At 72.3% G+C, this 17,335-nt stretch carries 17 protein-coding genes; 3 read left to right on the top strand and 14 right to left on the bottom strand.

The window, feature by feature from the left end:
- Positions 1-209 precede the first annotated feature (209 nt).
- Positions 210-1,397 (bottom strand): ROK family transcriptional regulator, encoded by a 1,188-nt coding sequence (locus tag ACIBTS_RS36070; RefSeq protein ID WP_399324910.1) that lies wholly within the window; start codon positions 1,395-1,397, stop codon positions 210-212.
- 129 nt (positions 1,398-1,526) lie between these two features.
- Here ACIBTS_RS36070 and ACIBTS_RS36065 point away from each other — a divergent pair, with 129 nt between their 5' ends.
- Positions 1,527-2,750, top strand: a complete 1,224-nt coding sequence (locus tag ACIBTS_RS36065) for an MFS transporter (protein ID WP_399324909.1) — start codon at positions 1,527-1,529, stop codon at positions 2,748-2,750.
- On the opposite strand, the gene ACIBTS_RS36060 is transcribed toward ACIBTS_RS36065, so the two are convergent.
- The gene (locus ACIBTS_RS36060; RefSeq protein WP_399324907.1) at positions 2,710-3,168 is read right to left on the bottom strand and encodes an acyl-CoA thioesterase; all 459 of its coding nucleotides are present in this window, start codon (positions 3,166-3,168) and stop codon (positions 2,710-2,712) included. The genes ACIBTS_RS36065 and ACIBTS_RS36060 overlap by 41 nt on opposite strands.
- A 159-nt stretch (positions 3,169-3,327) precedes the next feature.
- Between ACIBTS_RS36060 and ACIBTS_RS36055 the strand changes: the two genes are divergently transcribed.
- The gene (locus ACIBTS_RS36055; RefSeq protein WP_399324906.1) at positions 3,328-4,089 is read left to right on the top strand and encodes a DUF5995 family protein; all 762 of its coding nucleotides are present in this window, start codon (positions 3,328-3,330) and stop codon (positions 4,087-4,089) included.
- 19 nt (positions 4,090-4,108) lie between these two features.
- Here ACIBTS_RS36055 and ACIBTS_RS36050 read toward each other — a convergent pair whose 3' ends face one another.
- The 8 genes from ACIBTS_RS36050 to ACIBTS_RS36015 all read right to left on the bottom strand — a co-directional run bounded on the left by ACIBTS_RS36050 (position 4,109) and on the right by ACIBTS_RS36015 (position 13,451).
- The gene (locus tag ACIBTS_RS36050; RefSeq protein ID WP_399324905.1) at positions 4,109-5,806 is read right to left on the bottom strand and encodes a flavin monoamine oxidase family protein; all 1,698 of its coding nucleotides are present in this window, start codon (positions 5,804-5,806) and stop codon (positions 4,109-4,111) included.
- Positions 5,807-5,846: 40 nt separating this feature from the next.
- Positions 5,847-6,635, bottom strand: a complete 789-nt coding sequence (locus ACIBTS_RS36045; protein ID WP_399324904.1) for a carbon-nitrogen hydrolase family protein — start codon at positions 6,633-6,635, stop codon at positions 5,847-5,849.
- A 182-nt stretch (positions 6,636-6,817) separates the two neighbouring features.
- Entirely contained in the window at positions 6,818-7,915 is a 1,098-nt protein-coding gene (locus tag ACIBTS_RS36040; protein ID WP_399324903.1) for an MFS transporter, read from the bottom strand.
- A 97-nt stretch (positions 7,916-8,012) separates the two neighbouring features.
- Positions 8,013-9,485, bottom strand: coding sequence for an HAD-IA family hydrolase (locus tag ACIBTS_RS36035; RefSeq protein WP_399324902.1), 1,473 nt, complete (start codon positions 9,483-9,485; stop codon positions 8,013-8,015).
- A 23-nt stretch (positions 9,486-9,508) separates the two neighbouring features.
- Positions 9,509-10,597, bottom strand: a complete 1,089-nt coding sequence (locus ACIBTS_RS36030) for an ABC transporter ATP-binding protein (RefSeq protein WP_399324901.1) — start codon at positions 10,595-10,597, stop codon at positions 9,509-9,511.
- Positions 10,598-10,600: 3 nt separating this feature from the next.
- Positions 10,601-11,413, bottom strand: a complete 813-nt coding sequence (locus tag ACIBTS_RS36025; RefSeq protein WP_399324900.1) for an ABC transporter permease — start codon at positions 11,411-11,413, stop codon at positions 10,601-10,603.
- Complete coding sequence (locus ACIBTS_RS36020) at positions 11,401-12,297, bottom strand: ABC transporter permease (protein WP_399324899.1); 897 nt, start codon at positions 12,295-12,297, stop codon at positions 11,401-11,403. Before ACIBTS_RS36020 ends, ACIBTS_RS36025 begins: the two co-directional genes overlap by 13 nt.
- Positions 12,294-13,451 carry an ABC transporter substrate-binding protein gene (locus ACIBTS_RS36015; RefSeq protein ID WP_399324898.1) on the bottom strand — a complete coding sequence of 386 codons (1,158 nt, stop codon included), beginning with the start codon at positions 13,449-13,451 and terminating at the stop codon, positions 12,294-12,296. The genes ACIBTS_RS36020 and ACIBTS_RS36015 overlap by 4 nt, the downstream gene beginning before the upstream one ends.
- Positions 13,452-13,663: 212 nt before the next feature.
- Here ACIBTS_RS36015 and ACIBTS_RS36010 point away from each other — a divergent pair, with 212 nt between their 5' ends.
- Positions 13,664-14,404, top strand: coding sequence for a GntR family transcriptional regulator (locus ACIBTS_RS36010; protein WP_399324897.1), 741 nt, complete (start codon positions 13,664-13,666; stop codon positions 14,402-14,404).
- A 21-nt stretch (positions 14,405-14,425) separates the two neighbouring features.
- On the opposite strand, the gene ACIBTS_RS36005 is transcribed toward ACIBTS_RS36010, so the two are convergent.
- From ACIBTS_RS36005 to ACIBTS_RS35990, 4 genes are all read right to left on the bottom strand, one after another.
- Entirely contained in the window at positions 14,426-14,878 is a 453-nt protein-coding gene (locus ACIBTS_RS36005; protein WP_055638498.1) for an Lrp/AsnC family transcriptional regulator, read from the bottom strand.
- 208 nt (positions 14,879-15,086) lie between these two features.
- Positions 15,087-16,529: a GuaB1 family IMP dehydrogenase-related protein gene (locus ACIBTS_RS36000; protein ID WP_399324960.1), complete on the bottom strand. Its 1,443-nt coding sequence runs from the start codon at positions 16,527-16,529 to the stop codon at positions 15,087-15,089.
- Between the two features lie 158 nt (positions 16,530-16,687).
- Positions 16,688-16,939, bottom strand: coding sequence for a hypothetical protein (locus tag ACIBTS_RS35995; RefSeq protein ID WP_399324896.1), 252 nt, complete (start codon positions 16,937-16,939; stop codon positions 16,688-16,690).
- Positions 16,936-17,280, bottom strand: coding sequence for a barstar family protein (locus ACIBTS_RS35990; RefSeq protein ID WP_399324895.1), 345 nt, complete (start codon positions 17,278-17,280; stop codon positions 16,936-16,938). Before ACIBTS_RS35990 ends, ACIBTS_RS35995 begins: the two co-directional genes overlap by 4 nt.
- Positions 17,281-17,335: the final 55 nt, after the last annotated feature.

Here is a 17,335-nt window from a genome sequence, read left to right as displayed (position 1 = left end):
TAATTCGGCCTCGTACGCACTCCCGAGCGAACAGCTCCCCCCAGTGACCCACCCCGACCCCACCATCACCCCACCCCACCCCGAAACCTGCGGTCCATGCGCCACCGCACCCCCAGCTGCTCCGACCCCCACAACACCGTGCCCCGAAACCCTGCGGGCCGGCGGCCCGCTGGCCCGAGAGCCTCCGGCCGGAGAAGTTCCCTCCGGGGCTATCGCGCCCCGAAGAGTTCCTCCTGGGCCGACTCTCGGGCCGTGAGCAGGGCGCCGCGTAGGACTGCGGCGCCGCCGAGGGTGCTGGGGCGGACCTCCGTGGGGAGGGGGGCCATGCGGCGGAGGCGCCTGGCCACCCGGTCGGCGAGCGCCGCACCGCCGGCCTGTCCGACCTCGCCGCCGAGGACCACACAGCCGGGGTCGAGGACGGCGACGACGGAGGCGACGCCGAGGGCGAGCCGGTCGGCGAGGGCGTCGAGGAAGCGCTCGGCGGCGGCGCCCGGAGCCGGCTGCACCGCCTGCCGTACCAGCGCCGCCGCCACCGGTTCGGCGGGGTGCGCGGCCGCCGAAGTCAGGCCGTGCTCCCCCGCCAGTGCGGCGATCGCCGCCGAGCCGGCCAGGGAGTGGAAGCCGCCCTCGCAGTCCGTCGCCGAGGGCAGGCCGCCGGTGCCCGGGACGGGCAGGAAGCCGATCTCGCCGGTGCCGCCGGAGGCTCCGCGACGCAGGGCGCCGTCCAGGACGACGGCTGCGCCGATGCCGTGGCCGAGCCACAGCAGGACGAAGGTGTCGCGGTCCCGGGCGGCGCCCTCGCGCTGTTCCGCCAGGGCGGCGAGGTTGGTCTCGTTCTCGACGTGCGCGTGGGCGAACGGGAACCGTTCCTGCAGAGCGGCCACCAGGCGGCGGTGCCACTCGGGCAGCCCGCCGGAGTCGCGCAGTTCGCCGCAGGCCGGGTCGATCAGACCGGGCGCGCCGATGCCGAGGGTGTGCAGCCGGTCGGCCCCGGCCTCCTTCGCCGTCCGCTCGACCAGCGTGACCGCCTGTTCCACGGCCGTCCCGGTGCCCGTGTCGCCGCCGATCGGCACGGACGCCTCGGCGAGCACCCGGCCGACCAGGTCCGACACCAGCACGGCGACGCCGTCCGTGCGCACGTCCAGCGCGGCCAGGTGGGCGCGGTCGGCGACGATGCCGTAGAGCCGGGCGTTGGGTCCGCGGCGCTGCTCGCCCGTCTCTCCGACGACGTCGATCAGACCCGCGGCGGCGAGGCGTTCGACGAGGTCGGCGACCGTGGGCCGGGACAGGCCGGTGAGCTGCTTCAACTGCCCTGCCGTCAACGGGCCTTCGTGTTGCAGCAGCCGCAGGGCGAGCCGGTCGTTGATGGCCCGGGCGGTGCTCGGGGATGCGGGCATGGCGGGAATCCTCCCACGGCGGTCGAGGGCTCCAGGTGGCCGTCGTAGCGCCCTCTATTTATCAGGCAGGGTTCCTGATAGTTTACGTCGGCATCGCGACGGCGCGGCGCGAAGGCCGGAGGGGGAAGAATGAGCGGAGTGGCCGAAGTGATCCACGCACCGGCGCAGGTGCGGCGCGCCCGGTACGCCGTGGCGGCCGTGTTCACCGTGCACGGCGCGGTCACCGGTTCGTTCGCCACCCGTGTGCCGTGGATCCAGGACCACGCCGGGGTGTCCACCGGCCAGCTCGGGTTCGCGCTCGCCTTCACGGCGTTCGGGGCGGCCTGCGCGATGCCGCTGGCCGGCTCGGTCACCCACCGTTTCGGCAGCCGTACGGCCCTGCGCGGACTGCTCGCGCTGTGGACGCTGGCGCTGACGCTGCCCTCCCTCGCGCCGAACCTGCTCACGCTCTGCCTGGCGATGTTCGTCTACGGCGCGACCTCCGGCATGGCCGACGTCGCGATGAACGCGCTCGGCGTGGAGGTGGAGCGGCTGCTGGGCAGGTCGATCATGTCGGGACTGCACGGCATGTGGAGCGCGGGCGCCCTGATCGGCTCGGCGGGCGGGACGCTCGCCGCGCACCTGGGGTCGGACGCCCGCCTGCACCACCTGCTGGCGGCGGCCGTGCTGACCGTCCTCGGCCTGCTGGTCTGCCGCTGGGTGCTGGACCTGCGGCCCACCGAGGACGAGGAGCCGCCCCCGCGGTTCGCGCTGCCGCCCCGCTCGGCGCTGCTGATCGGCGCGGTCGGGTTCTGCGCGGTGTTCGCGGAGGGCGCGAGCCTGGACTGGTCGGCCGTGTACCTGCGCGACGAGCTCGACTCGTCGGCCGGGGTCGCGGCGGCCTGTACGACCGGCTTCATGTTCACGATGGCGGTGGCCCGGATCGCGGGCGACGCGATGGTGAACCGGTTCGGCGCGGTGCGCACCGTCCGGGCGGGCGGCGTCCTCGCCGCGCTGGGCGGGCTGTTGATCGTCGTCGCGGGGCACCCGGCGGTGGCGATGGGCGGGTTCGGGCTGATGGGGCTGGGCATCGCGGTCGTCGTACCGCTGTGCTTCGCCGCGGCCGGTCACAGCGGGCCGAACCCCAGCCAGGCCATCGCGGGCGTCGCGACGATCACGTACACCTCCGGGCTGATCGCGCCGAGCCTGATCGGCGGGGTGGCGCAGGCGACCAGCCTGATGGTGTCGTTCGGTGTGGTGACGGCGCTGTCGTGCGGGCTCGCGGTGTTCGCGCCGGTGCTGCGGGGCGGCGACGGGCGGACGGGCTCGAAGGTCAGTGCGCGGGCCGCAGCAGTACCCGGCCCGCGGCCCTGAAGGCGTCGCTCCACGGCGTGGGGCGCAGGGTGCTCGCGTCGAGGCGCACCAGGACGCGGGTGCCCCGCGCGTAGGTCGTGGCGCCGTCCGCCGAGCAGAGCCGGAAGCCGTAGGTCAGGCTCGTGGCGCCCAGCCGCTCCAGCCAGAGGTGGACGGCGTAGGCGCCGGTGCGGGTGACCGGGGCCTCGTAGCCGATCAGCAATTCCCTCACCACGTTGCAGGCGTCCCCGGCGCTCGCCCAGTCGCCGTCGAAGCGCACGCCGTTGGCCTGCCAGAACTCCGTCCAGGCCCGCTCGACGAGCAGCGGGTAGCGGGCGTTGTGCAGCATGCCGAGCGCGTCCAGGTCGTCGAAGTGGACGGTGACGGGGATCAGCCGGCCGTAGGACAGGGCGGGGGCGATCGGGGCTTCGGCGGTCACGGATGGGACTCCTGTGCAGGTATGAGACGACGCTCCCTATCCTACGGGTTGACTAAGCGGTCGCTCACCCGCACTCACCCGCACACCTCGTTCCCCCGTTCCGGGGAAGCGTCGGGCCCGCCGACCCGCGGGGCCGCCCAGGACTGCGACCCTGCCCCCATGCCGCACTTGGAACAGTTCACTGCTCCCGTCGGGACAGACGTCGAGCCGCGCGTAGACACGATCGACACGAGCGTCGACGAGGTGCTCGACCGGATGCGTGCCCTCGACGCCGCCCTGCCTGCCTGGGACGGGATCGCGGTCTTCAACCGCGTCTATCTCGCGGTGACCCAGGAGGTGGACCGGCGCATCGACACCGGCCGCTTCCCGGACCCGCGGTCCGCCGCCACACTGGACGTACGGTTCGCGGAGCGCTACCTGAACGCCGTGGAACCCGCGCCGGTCGACCGGCGCCCACCGGCCTTCCCGCATCCACCGGCCTTCCGGCATCCACCGGCCTGCTGGCGTCCGCTGCTGCAGTTCCGCCGTCATCCCGGCGTACGCCCCCTGCAGTTCGCGCTCGCCGGCATCAACGCGCACATCGGGCACGACCTCGCGCTCGCCGTCGTGGACGCCTGTCGTAGCCTCGGCTGCGAGCCGGCCGACCTGGAGGACGAGTTCGACCGCGTGGGCGATCTTCTCGTCTCCCTGGAGGAACGCATCCGCGAGGAGCTGATGCCGGGCCCCGACCTGTTGCAGATCGCCGACCCCCTCACCCACCTGCTCGGCTCCTGGAGCCTGGAACACGCCCGGGACGCCACCTGGACGGCGGCCCGGGCGTTGTGGGCGCTGCGCCGACTCCCCGACGTGGCCGAGGAGTTCACCGTGCGGCTCGACACCGCCGTCGGCTTCGCGGGCCGCATGATGCTCACTCCGCTGTGAGACCTCCTACGGCGAGGTCTCAGTCCTCCGGGAGTTCCACCGGCGCGATCTCGTCGTACATGTCGCCCGGGCCCGGGTTGCTCGCGTCGGTCGCCCCGCCGAAGTGGTGCATGACGCCCCAGACCGCGTTCAGCGCGGTCTGGACGGCGCCCTCGGCCCAGCCGGCCGTCCAGGAGATGTCGTCGCCGGCCAGGAAGACGCCCCGCTTGTCCTCGGGCAGCCGGTCCTGCATGAAGTGCGTGAAAAGGCGCCGCTGGTAGCGGTAGTGGCCGGGCAGGTTGGCCTTGAACGCGCCCATGAAGTAGGGCTCGTTCTCCCAGGACACGGTCACCGGGCTGCCGATGATGTGCTTCCTGATGTCGACCTTCGGGTAGATCTCGCCGAGCGATTTCAGCATGACCTCCATCCGCTCGTTCGCGGACAGCGGCAGCCACTTCAGGCTGTCGTCGCACCAGGTGTAGGAGAGGCAGATGACGGCGGGTTTGTCGGGGCCGTCGTCGAGCAGGTACGTCCCGCGCGTCATGCGGTCGGTGAGGGTCATCGACATCACGTCCCGGCCGGTCTGCTCGTCCTTGTCCAGCCAGAACGGCCGGTCGACGGGCACGAACAGCTTGCTGGACTCCATGTAGTGGGTGCGCTCGATGGCGGTCCAGTGGTCGATCGGGAAGAGCGAGTCGTCGCAGGCGATCTTCGACAGCAGCATCCAGGACTGGGCGGTGAAGATCGCCGCCCGGTAGGTGCGGATGTCACCGTGCGCGTCCGTCACGGTGATCCGGTTGCCGGCGGTGCGGTGCAGCCGGGTGACGGCCGGGCGGGGCTCGCCGCCCTCGTGCAGGCCCGCGAGCGAGGTCCCGTACGGCCAGTGGACGATCTTCTCCGGCTCGCGTTCCCAGAGCCGCAGCGGCAACTGCTGGGAGCCGCCGACGATGCCCCGGTGATGGTCGTCGGCCTCGGTGTAGACGACGCGCAGGATCTCCAGGATGGAGTTCGGGAAGTCGGTGTCCCAGCCGCCGGTGCCGAAGCCGACCTGGCCGAAGATCTCGCGGTGCCGGAAGGACTTGAAGGCCTCGGAGTCGCAGAGGAAGCCGTAGAAGGTCTGGTTGTCGAGCTTCTCGACGAGCCTCGCCCAGATCTCGCGGATGCGCGGCACGTCCCGCTCCCGCAGGGCGCGGTTCATGTCCGAGAAGTCGGCGCCGTCCTGCAGGCACTTGTTCCAGGCGGCGGCGACATCGCGGTAGACCTGCGGGAGGTCCTCGGCCGTCTCGGCGTAGTGCGACTCGCCCTTGAGGTCGACGACCGTCGAAGGGGTCGCCTCGGCGAGGGGGTTGGGGAAGGGCCGGGTCCGCAGGCCCACCAGGTCGATGTAGTGCTGCAGGGCCGTGGAGGACGGCGGGAAGCGCATCGCGCCCATCTCCGCGGTGAGGGAGGGGTCGCAGCCGTCGAAGCCCACCGTGCGCAGTCGCCCGCCGATCCGGTCGGCCTCGTAGACGACCGGCTTCAGGCCCATCTTCATCAGCTCGTACGCCGCCACGATGCCCGACAGTCCGCCGCCGATGACGGCGACCTCGGCGCCGTGCTCGGTCGCGGGGATCTGGCCGAGCCCCGCCGGATGGGCGAGGAAGTCGTCGTACGCGTACGGGAAGTCCGGGCCGAACATGGTGATCGGCGACTGCTGCTCGTCTGCGTGCTCGACGGCGTTGGGCACGGTGGACGTCATGGGGTACGGACTCCTAGCACGGGAAATGAGGGGGAGGGCGTCAGACCAGGGACCCGTAGAGGCCGGGGCGGCGGTCCTTCAGATACGGGTTCGCCTCGCGGGAGGCGGCGAGGGCGACCGGGTCGGCCTCGGCGAACAGCAGTTCCTCGCCGCGTCCTGCGCGGGCCCGGGCGACCCCGTCGGGGCCGGCGAGGGTGGAGAGCCCGACGAACTCGAACTCCCCTTCCCGGCCGACCCGGTTGACGTAGGCGACGTACATCTGGTTCTCGAAGGCACGCACCGGGATCATCGACTCGGCGACGAACTGGAAGGGGTGCATCTGCGCGGTCGGCACGACGAGGAGGTCGGTGCCGGCGAGGGCGTGGGCGCGGACGTTCTCCGGGAACTCGACGTCGTAGCAGATCATGATGCCGACGGTGAGTCCGTTCAGCTCGGCCTGGACGACCGGCCGGTCGCCGGGCGTGAAGTGCTCGTGCTCGAAGCAGCCGAAGAGGTGGGTCTTGCGGTAGCCGGCGAGCCGGGCGCCGTCGGCGGAGACGAGCTGGGCCGCGTTGTACACCGTCTCGCCGTCGCGCTCCGGGTAGCCGTACGCGATCGCGAGCCCGTGCCGGGCGGCGAGCTCGGCGACGGCGTCCGCGGAGTCCCCGTCGGCGGGCTCGGCGAGGCGGGCGATGTCGTCGCCGATCGCGTAGCCGGTGAGGAACAGCTCCGGCGCGACCAGCAGCCCGGCGCCCGCGGCGGCGGCCCGGCCCGCGGCCTCGTCGAGGACCCTGAGGTTCTCGACGACGGAGCCGGGGCGGCCGGAGCTCTGGAGCAGGGCGGTGCGCATGCGTGATCCTCACCGGTACAAGGGGGGTTCAGGGGGCCGTTCAAGGGCCGTTCGGGCGGCCGTTCGAGGGGCCAGATAGACGGTACGGTCGCCGGCGCGGGCCGGACAAGAAGGAGCCGTTGCGCGCCGGTGAGCGGTTCGTTGCGTGCGTCGGGCCTCGGGCGGCGATTCGTTGCGTGTCCTCACTTCCGCCGTCCCACGGCCACGATCAGGGCCGTCACCAGGTACGGCACGGCGCACAGCGCGAACACGGCGCCGTGGGAGAAGGCCGACCCGAGGGCGCCGTACGCGCCGTAGACGCCGATGGTCAGCAGCTCCGTGCCGAGGCCCGCGACGGAGGTCACGGTGGCCCGGCCGGCGCCGTCGATGCACTGCTGGAGCCGGACGTCGGCCAGGACGGTCGCGAGCTGGAAGCCGCCGAAGGCGAGGGCGACGAGGACGATGCCGGCCGGCTTCCCCGTCAGCGCGCCGGCCGCCAGGGCGAGCGCGGCGCCCGCGAGGAGCACGGCGAGGCCGCTGCCGTCGAGGCGCCCGGCCCTCCCGGACAGCAGGCTGCCGGCCGTGACGCCGGCCCAGATCACAACGAGCAGGTAGGGGACGGCGGCGTCCGGTACGCCGGTCTCCCTGACCAGCAGCGAGGTGTACTCGTCGAGCGCGCTCCACACCGCCGTGACGGCCGGGACCAGCAGCAGGGCGCCGAGGACGCCGCGGTCCCGGCGGACTCCGGCGAGTCCGTCACGCAGCGTGGCGGCGAGGCCCTCGTCGGCCTCGGCGTCCGGGGACCGGTGCTCGGGAAAGCGGGTCGCGGTCGCGGCGCAGAGCAGACAGGCCAGCACGCTCGCCGCGCCGACGGCCGGATAGCCGCCGAGCGCGAAGACCGGCCCGGCCAGGCCCATGGCCGCCATGACGGCCGCCTGACCCACCGCGTGCGCACGGCCCATGATCCGGGCGTACCGGTCCGCCGCGCCGGCCCGGTCCAGCTCCTCGTACACCAGCGCCTCCAGCGCCCCGGAGCCCAGGGCGCCGCGCGCGCCCCACAGCACGAAGCCGGCCGCGAAGGCCCAGTACGACGGGAACAGCACCCACAGCGCGAAGCCGGCCCCGCCCAGCAGCGGGCCGAGCCACAGCAGCAGCCGGCGTGAGACGGCGTCCGCCCAGGCGCCCGAGGGGACCTCCAGCAGGACACCGGTCAGCGACCACAGGACGAAGAGGGAGGAGATCTGCCCGACCGACAGGCCGCTGTCCGCCATCAGCAGCACATACACCGGGTAGAGCAGCACGAACTCGTCGAGGAACGCGTACGCGTACAGCGTGGCGGTCAGTCGACGGGTGTCGGGGCCGGTTGTGGATCAATGTCGCCAGGTCATGTCACCGATGCTAGACGGCTCGGACCGCGCCGCCCACCGGATTTCCGGGGACCGCGAACGTGGTGATGACCGCGGCGTGGTCGGAGGGCCAGTCGTTGTCCTCGACGTTCGGCCACCGCCGGGGGCTGCCGGTGACAAGGGTGCGGGAGTCGAGCACCCTGAGGCCCCGGTTGAGCACGAAGTCGATCCGGTCCTGCGGTTCCGGGCGTCCGCTGCCGTCCTCGTGCTCGACGTGGACCGGAGACCAGGTGGCGCCGGGCTCCCGCACGGGGTCGGGGTGCGCCACGCGGTAGGAGTCGGCGAAACCGGCGTCCTCGGCGGCCCTGGTCACCGGCCACGCGACGTCGGGCCGGTCCAGGTGGGAGGGGCAGTTGAAGTCGCCGACGAGGACGACGGGCACGTCCGGACCCGCTTCGATCCGGCGCAGGGCGTCTTGCAGCCGCGCGAGCCGCTCCCCCTCGTGGGCGATCAAAGTCTGCGCGTCGAGATCGTCGAAGGCGGACTCGTAGGGCCCGTACGGAGCGCAGTCCAGATGGGCCGTCCACACGTCGACCTCGCTGCCGTCGACGTCGACGCGGACGCCCGCCGCGCCGTAGAAGCCCACGTCGGGGTCGCCGAGGGCGGCCGTGATCGGGTGGCGGCTGATGATCCCGAGGTTCTCCCCGGCCCGGTGGTGGTACCAGCCGAGGGCTTCGGCGAGTTCCTCGGTCGCGGTGCCGTACGTCTCCTGGAGGCCGACCACGTCCACGTCGGTCTCGGTGAGGACCTTGAGCTGCTTGGCCCGGTGATCGCGGACCTTCGTCCCGCCGCACCAGAGGTTCCAGGTCATGACGCGGAGCCGGTGCGGCAGGAGTGAGCGCAGCAGCCCGGGGGTGACGCCCTGCAGGCCGGCCACGACGGTCCGGCCGGGCGCGCTCCGGATCGGCGCCAGCGACGGCACCGCCAGGACCGTGCAGCCGGCCCCCTCGGCGGAGGTCACGCCGGTCTCGGTGTCCTCGACGGCCACACAGGCGGCCGGGTCGACTCCGAGGGCGCGGCAGGCAGCCAGGTAGGGGTCGGGGGCGGGCTTGGTGTATTCGGTGTCGTCGGCGGTGACGGTGACGGCGAAGCGGCTCGCGCCGAGGGCGTCGAGGATCGTGTCGGCGACCGCCCTGGGCGACGCGGTCACCAGGGCCGTCGGCACGCCCTCCCGGGCCAGGGCGCCGAGCAGGGCGAGCGCGCCGGGGCGCGGCACGATGCCGGTACGGACGCGGTCCGCGAACTCCCGGTGGAGCACCTCGGCGAGCCCCGACGCCGGCCGGCCCGTGGTCGTGGCCAGCCAGCGGGCGGTGTGCTCGACGGGACGGCCGAGCACCTCCGGCCGGTCCGCCGCGGTCAGGGACCGTCCGGCCACCTGTTCCACCGCCTCCCACCACAGCCGCTCGGTGTCGACGAGCGTGCCGTCCATGTCGAACAGAACGGCCTGGAGGGGGAGTTGGGTCACGGTTGCCTCTTTCGGTGGGGCGATCAGGAAGTACGTTCGACGACGAGGACGGGGCGGTCGGGGAGCGAGACGCCCACCGCCGCGCCCGCCGTGAGTTCGGCGGCCTCGTGGGCGGGCAGGTCGGCCTTGACGTCGGTGCCGTCGGCGAGCCGGACGGTGACGCGGACGGCCGCGCCCAGGAAGGAGGTGGCGACCACGCGTGCGTCCCCGCCGTCCTCGGCCCGCACGCGCACCGCCTCCGGCCGCACCAGGACGTCCACGTCGGTCACGGCCGGGATCCTGCCGTCGACGGGCAGGCGGCACCCGAGCACTTCGACGGTCCCGCCCTCGAGGCGGCCCGGGATCCGGCTTGTCGTGCCCACGAACTCGGCCACGAAGGCCGTGGCGGGCCGGCCGTACAACTCTGCGGGGGCGGCGCACTGTTCGAGCCGCCCAGCGTGCATCACGGCGACCCGGTCCGCCATCGACAGGGCCTCCTCCTGGTCATGGGTGACGAACAGGGTGGTGATGCCGAGTTCCTGCTGGAGCCGCCGGATCTCCTCGCGCAGGGTCAGCCGCACCTTCGCGTCGAGCGCGGAGAGCGGCTCGTCCAGGAGCAGGACGCGCGGGCGCAGGGCGAGGGCGCGGGCCAGGGCGACGCGCTGCTGCTGGCCGCCGGAGAGCTGGTGCGGAAACCGTGCGCCCTTGTCGGCGAGGCCCACCAGTTCCAGCAACTCGGCTGCTCGGGAGCGCCGTTCGGCGGGGCGCACCTTGCGCATCCGCAGCCCGAAGGCCACGTTGTCGAGCGCGTCGAGGTGTGGGAAGAGGCTGTACGACTGGAAGACCATTCCGGCGTCCCGGCGGTGGGCCGGCACCCTGGTGACGTCCTCTCCGTCGACCAGCACCTCGCCGGAGTCGGGGTGTTCGAACCCGGCGAGCATCCGCAGCGCGGTGGTCTTGCCGCAGCCGGAGGGGCCGAGCAGGGCAAGAAGTTCACCCGGCCGGACGGTGAGGTCGAGGCCGTCGAGAGCCACGGTCGGGCCGAACTCCCGGCGCAGGGCGCGGAATTCGACGGTCGCCGCCTGCGCCTGCGGCTTCGTCGCGGTCGTCGCTGACTTGTCGAGCACGGTCATGGGTCATCCCCGGGGAGTAGAACGGGTGCGCCCGCCGAAACCGGCGAGGACGAGGAGCAGCACCCAGGTCACGAGCAGGCTGAGCACGGACACGGCGACGGACAGCTGGGCCTGCGAGCCGCTGACGTTGACGATCCAGACGGCGAAGGGCTGGAAGCCGAGCAGTCGCGCCACGGTGAACTCGCCGAGCACCAGGGCCAGGGTGAGGAAGGAGGTGTTGAGCAGCGCGCCGCGAAGGTTGGGCAGGACGGCCTGGACGAGCGCCTGCGGCCAGCCGGCCCCGCAGCTGCGGGCGGCCTCGACGAGGGTGCCCACGTCGACGGAACGCAGACCCGCGTCCAGGGCCCGGTACGCGAACGGCAGCGCCATCACCACGTACGCCAGGACGAGCACGACGGGGAAGTCGGGGTTCTGGATCGCCACGAACGTCTGGAACAGCGGGGTGCGCGAGAGATGGTCGGGTCCCCATTTGAGCACTGTCCCGATGCCGGCGACGAACGCGATCGGCGGCACGACCAGGGGCAGTGAGCACACCACCTCGACGACCGGCCGCAGCCGGGGCGCGCCCAGCCGCAGCGCGACCATGGCGGGCACCATCAGCAGCAGGACGACGGCGATGGTGGCGACGGCCAGCTCCAGCGAGAGCAGCAGGCTGGATCCGAAGCCGTCGGTGGAGAGGATCTGGGTGTAGGCGTCGAAGGTGACGCCCTGGCCGGGCACGTCGACGGTGAAGACGACCGAAGCGGCCAGCGGCACCAGGAAGTACAGGCCGGCGAGGCCGAGGACCGCCCACCGCCACATGTTCAGGCGAGCCATCGAGCGCTCCGTCGTTGCAGGGGCAGATAGACCGCCATGACCAGGCCGGCGACCAGCACCATGTCGAGGCTGAGGGCGAGCGCCACGTTCTCCTGGCCGACGAGCACGTTGCCGGAGATGGCGTCGGCGATCTGGAGGGTGACCAGCGGGATGGAGCTGCCCACCATGGCGGCGGCGGTGGCGTACGCGGCGAAGGCGCTGCCGAACAGCAGCACCAGGCCCCCGAGCAGCGAGGGCAGCAGAACGGGCAGGGCGACGTGCCGCCAGTACTGCGCGGGGGTCGCGCCGTTGTTCTGCGCCGCCTCGCGCCACTGGGAGCGCAGCCCCTCCAGGGCGGGGGTGATGGTGAGGACCATCAGCGGGATCAGGAAGTACAGGTAGACGATCACCAGTCCCCAGAAGCTGTACAGGTTCCAGCCCTGGTCGGTGAGGCCGAAGTGCCGGGTCAGCACACCGGCGTTGCCGAGCGTGGCGACGAAGGCGAAGGCCAGCGGGACGCCGCCGAAGTTGGCCAGCACCCCGGACGCGGTGAGCACGGCCTCGCGCAGCGTGCGGAAGCGGGAGGTCACCACGGCCTGGGCCAGCGGCAGTCCGAGCAGCGCCCCCAGCCCCGCCGACACGGCGGACAGCTTCACGCTGCCGAGCAGGGCCGTCAGATACGCGCCCCGCAGTGAGGCGGTGAGGTTGTCGACGGTGTACGAGGTGGCGCCCGTGGCCGGGTCCTTGACGGTGAACGCGCCGTCGAGCATGGCCACGGCGGGCAGCCCGAAGGCGAGCGCGGTGAACGCGAGCAGCGGGACGACGGCGAGCCAGCCCAGGGACCGGCGCCGCCGCTTCACCTCAGCGGCGGGCGCCATGTCGACCCGTACGGCGGTGGAGGTCATCCGGAGACGGCCTTGGCCCAGCCCTGCCCGAGGACCGTCTTGGCCTTGCTCTGCTGGTCCTCGGTCGGGAAGGCGGGCGTCCCGGAGACGTCGGGCAGCTTGGCCGCGGCCGTCTTGTCGAGGGTGCCGGCCTTCTCCATGGCGGTCATCAGGGCGGGCCGGGCGTACCCCTTGAGCCACAGGTTCTGGCCCTCGGCGCTGTAGAGGTACTCCTGCCACAGGCGGGCGACCGCCGGGTGCGGGGCGTCCTTGTTGATCGCCTGGGAGTAGTACTGGGAGAACTGGCCGTCGCTGGGCACGGACACCTTCCAGTCGACGCCCTTGGACTTGAACTCGTCGGCGTATCCGGCGTTGAGGTAGTCCCAGTCGATGCTGATGGGCGTCTCGCCCTTCTCGACGGTGGCCGGCGTCGACTCGACGGGCGTGTAGTTGCCGTTCTTCTTCAGCTTGGCGAAGAGGTCGAGACCGGGCTGGATGTCGTCGAAGGAGCCGCCGCTCGCGAGAGAGGCCGCCCAGACGCCGCCGAACGCGGAGCCGGACTTGGTCGGGTTGCCGTTGAGGGCGACCTGGCCCTTGTACTGCGGCTTGAGCAGGTCCGCGAAGGTGGCCGGGCAGGTCTTGACGCGCTTGGCGTCGCAGCCGATGGAGATGTAGCCGCCGTAGTCGTTGTACCAGCGGGCCTTCGCGTCCTTCTGCCCCGCGGGGATGTCGGCGTACGACGCCACCTCGTACGGCGCGAGCAGGCCCTGCTGGGCGGCGCTCAGCGCGAAGGAGCTGCCGAGGTCGAGGACGTCCGGTGCGCGGTCCTGACCCTTCCTGGAGGTGACGGCGTTGATCTCGTCCTGGCTGGTGCCGTCGGGGCTCTCGACGGCGACCTTTATGCCGTACTTCTTCTGGAAACCGTCGATGAGGGCGCCGTAGTTCGCCCAGTCGCGGGGCAGCGCGATGGCGTTCAGCGTGCCCTCCTTCTTCGCCGCCTTCACCAGGGCGTCGAGGCCGCCGAAGTCGGCGGCGGAGGTGGCCGTGGCGGCACTCTTGCCGTCCGCGGTGGCGGAGGTGGTCTCGGGGGCGGCGCCACAGGCGCTCAGGGCGAGTACGGCGACGGCGGCGAGGGCGCCGCCACGGACGGCGGTTCTCGGCAGGGGCACGGTCACGGCTTCTCCAGGGGGACGCGCTGGAATGCAGGAGATAGGGAGAACTTGTCTGAACAAGTTGCCCTCAGTACGCACGCCGGTGGTGTCCCCTTCGTAAACACTGGCGAAACCCTGAGCCCCTATTTCCCGCACAGTTGTGACCGGCTCCGAGCCGCGTCGCAGGTGGACTAGGCTGGTCAGACTGTGTACAGCAGTCGAAGCAGAGGGGAAACATGGCCGCGCGACACGAGGAGATCGCCGACGCGCTGCGCCGGGCGATCGACCGCGAGGAGTACGCGGTCGGCGCACGGCTGCCCGCCGAGACCGACCTCGCCGCCCGCTACGGCGTCTCGCGCGGCACGGTCCGCCAAGCCGTCGCGGCGCTGGCCGCCGAGGGACTCATCGGATCCCGCCAGGGCGCCCGCCGCGTCGTCCTGGCCAGCCGCCGCAGCCAGAGCTTCGCCGAACTGCGCAGCTTCGCCCAGTGGGCGCGTGCGATGGGCCGCGAGGCGACCGGCCGCGTCGTCGCACAGGAGTACCGCCCGGCCGGTGCCGAGGAGGCCGTGCGCCTCCAACTCCGTGGCGGGACACCCGTGTTGCACGTGTTGCGGTTGCGCGGTCTGGACGGTGAGCCGGTGCTCCTGGAGCGGACCGTGTACGCGGACTGGATCTCCCCGGCCGTGGAGTCGATCGAGCCGGACTGCCCCTCGGTGACCCAGCGTCTCCTCGACGACACCGGCCTGGTCTTCGCCTATGGCGAGCATGTCATCGACGCGGTGGCGGCGGGCGCCCAGGACGCCGAGCTGCTCGCCGTCCGCCGCACCAGTCCCCTGCTGCGGATCCGCCGGGTCACGACGACCCGTGAGGGCCGCCCGGTGGAGTGGTCGGACGATCGATACCGCTCGGACGCGGTCAGCTTCAGCGTGCACAACTCGATCGAGAGCAACGCACTGGCCCGCAAGACGGCCGAGTAGGACGGCCCACGCCGGATCGGCTCATGTCGGCGAGCCCGAGGAGAAGCGGCGCAGCAGCGGGGACAGCACCAGCACCGACTTGGTGCGCTCCACGAACGGCTCCCCCGCGATGCGCTCCAGCACACGCTCGAAGTGGCGCATGTCGGCGGCGAAGACCTGGGCGACGGCGTCCGCCTCCCCGGTGACGGTGGACGCGGCCACGACCTCCTGGTAGCGCTCCAGGCCCCGCTGGATGGTCTCCGGGGAGGTGTTGCGCCGGCAGTAGATCTCGACGAACCCCTCGGTCTCCCAGCCGAGGGCCGCCGGGTCGACCCGTACCGTGAAGCCGGTGATGGCTCCGGTGGCCCGCAGCCGGTCCACGCGCCGTTTCACGGCGGGCGCGGACAGGCCGACCAGGTGCCCGATGTCCGCGTAGGAGCGGCGGGCGTCCTCGGCGAGGGCGTGCACGATGCGTTCGTCGAGATCGTTCAGCACTGTGGGTCGTTCACTTCTGGGATGTTCACTTCTCAGAGGGCGCGGGGGTCGCGGATGGCGCGGTGGTTGGCAGTCGGGAGCGGCGGCGGCCGTAGAGGAAGTAGAACACGAGCCCGACCGTCATCCGGACTCCGAAGACCACCCAGGTGACGCGGGCGACGCACGGCCCCCGGTTTTCGCCGGGGGCGGCGTGCGGCGAGGAGCCGGCTCAGCTCCAGCTGGCGTGCAGCGGCTTGCCCTCCGCATAACCGGCCGCGCTCTGGATCCCCACGACGGCCTTCTCGGCGAACTCCTCGAGCGAGCCCGCGCCCGCGTACGTGCAGGAGGAGCGGACGCCCGCGATGATCGAGTCGATCAGGTCCTCGACGCCCGGGCGGGCCGGGTCGAGGAACATCCGGGAGGTGGAGATGCCCTCCTCGAACAGCGCCTTGCGGGCCCGGTCGTACGCCGACTCCTCGGACGTGCGGTTGCGGACGGCCCGCGCGGAGGCCATGCCGAACGACTCCTTGTACGGGCGGCCGTCCGCGTCGTGCTGGAGGTCGCCCGGGGACTCGTACGTGCCCGCGAACCAGGACCCGACCATCACGTTGGACGCGCCGGCGGCCAGTGCCATCGCGACGTCGCGCGGGTGGCGGACACCGCCGTCGGCCCATACGTGCTTGCCGTACTTCTTCGCCTCGGCGGCACACTCCAGGACGGCCGAGAACTGCGGCCGGCCCACGCCGGTCATCATGCGGGTGGTACACATGGCGCCGGGTCCGACGCCGACCTTGATGATGTCGGCGCCCGCGTCGATGAGATCCTTGACGCCCTCGGCGGAGACGATGTTGCCGGCCACGATCGGCACCCGCGGGTCGAGGGCGCGCACGGTGCGGATCGCGCCGATCATCGACTCCTGATGGCCGTGCGCGGTGTCGATGACGAGCGTGTCCACGCCCGCCTCGAGCAGCTGCTTGGCCTTGCCCGCGACGTCGCCGTTGATGCCGACGGCCGCGGCGATGCGCAGCCTGCCGTGCGAGTCGACGGCCGGCGTGTACAGCGTGGCGCGCAGGGCGCCCTTGCGGGTGAGGATGCCGGCGAGCTTGCCGTCCTTGCCGACGGCCGGGGCGTAGCGCCGATTGGCCGCGTCGAGGGTGTTGAAGGCCTCGCGCGGGTCGATGTCGGCGTCGAGCAGCAGCAGGTCACGGGACATGACGACCTCGAGCTGCGTGAAGCGGTCGACGCCGCTGAGGTCCGCGTCGGTGACGACGCCGACGGGACGGAAGTCCTCGTCGACGACGACACCCGCGTTGTGCGCCCGCTTGGGCAGCAGGGCCAGTGCGTCGGCCACCGTCTGGTGCGGGGCGAGCACGATCGGGGTGTCCAGCACCAGGTGACGGCTCTTGACCCAGGAGACGACGTCGGTGACGACGTCGATCGGAATGTCCTGCGGGATCACGACGAGTCCGCCGCGCCGGGCCAGGGTCTCGGCCATCCGGCGACCGGCGACGGCGGTCATGTTGGCGACGACCAGCGGGATCGTGGTACCCGTGCCGTCCGGGGCGGAGAGGTCGACGGCCTGACGTGATCCGACCGCGCTGCGGCTCGGCACCATGAAGACGTCGTCGTAGGTCAGGTCGTAGGCGGGCTGGATGTCGTTGAGGAAACGCACGTGCTGCACATCCCGGTCGTTCAGAGGTGACCCCCCGACAGGTCAGCCAGGGGGAGAAGCACGTACTTCATTCTCCCACGAAGGCCCGGCCGCAATGCCCGGACAGAACGTCCAAGCAGCTCACAGGGGCCTTGGGAGGATCCTCCGAAGGCGGCGGCTCAGGTGCCGCGTCGGCCGGTCAGCCGTGACACGAGGGAGGCGAGGGCCGCCGACGGGCCACCTCCCTGACGTGCAGTTGCGGGGGAGTCGCGTACCGCGGTGAAGCCGTAGTCCACCATGTCCGCCTCGTAGCGGCCCTGTCCCTGTCCGTGTCCGGGCTTCCGGGTGTCCGGGTGCAGCCGGTCGGCGCGCGGACGCAGTCGGCGAGGAAGACTGGCCGGGGCCCGAGCGAGCGGTGGGCCGGCCGTCAACCGAGCGCCAGGACCACCTCCAGCGGGCGCGCGGTGCCGCGCAGGCGCTGCACGGCCTCGGTGAGGACCTCCTGCGCGATGGTCCACTCCTGCGGGGCGGCCTGCGCGTACTCCTGCCATGCCCGCACCACGATCAGTCGGCCGTGCGCGGCCGGGGTCGCGGGCAGGTCGGTCAGGGAGTCGGCGAGGGCATCCCAGTTGCGGCCGAAGTAGTCGGGCAGGCCGAGCGCGTGGGCGCAGCGGTCCATGAAGGCGGGTTTGCCGGTGACGCCGGTGAGGTCCAGTTCCGTGTGGTCCCAGCCCCCGGCGCCGAGGACCTCGGCGAGCGTCGCGTCGGTCATCTCAGTACCGCCCTGAACATCCGGTTGTGATCACCGCTGTAGTAGACCCCACCGG

This window comes from Streptomyces sp. NPDC050121 (assembly GCF_044460385.1).
Lineage (GTDB): Bacteria > Actinomycetota > Actinomycetes > Streptomycetales > Streptomycetaceae > Streptomyces > Streptomyces soliscabiei.
This window is presented reverse-complemented; position numbering and strand designations above follow the sequence as displayed.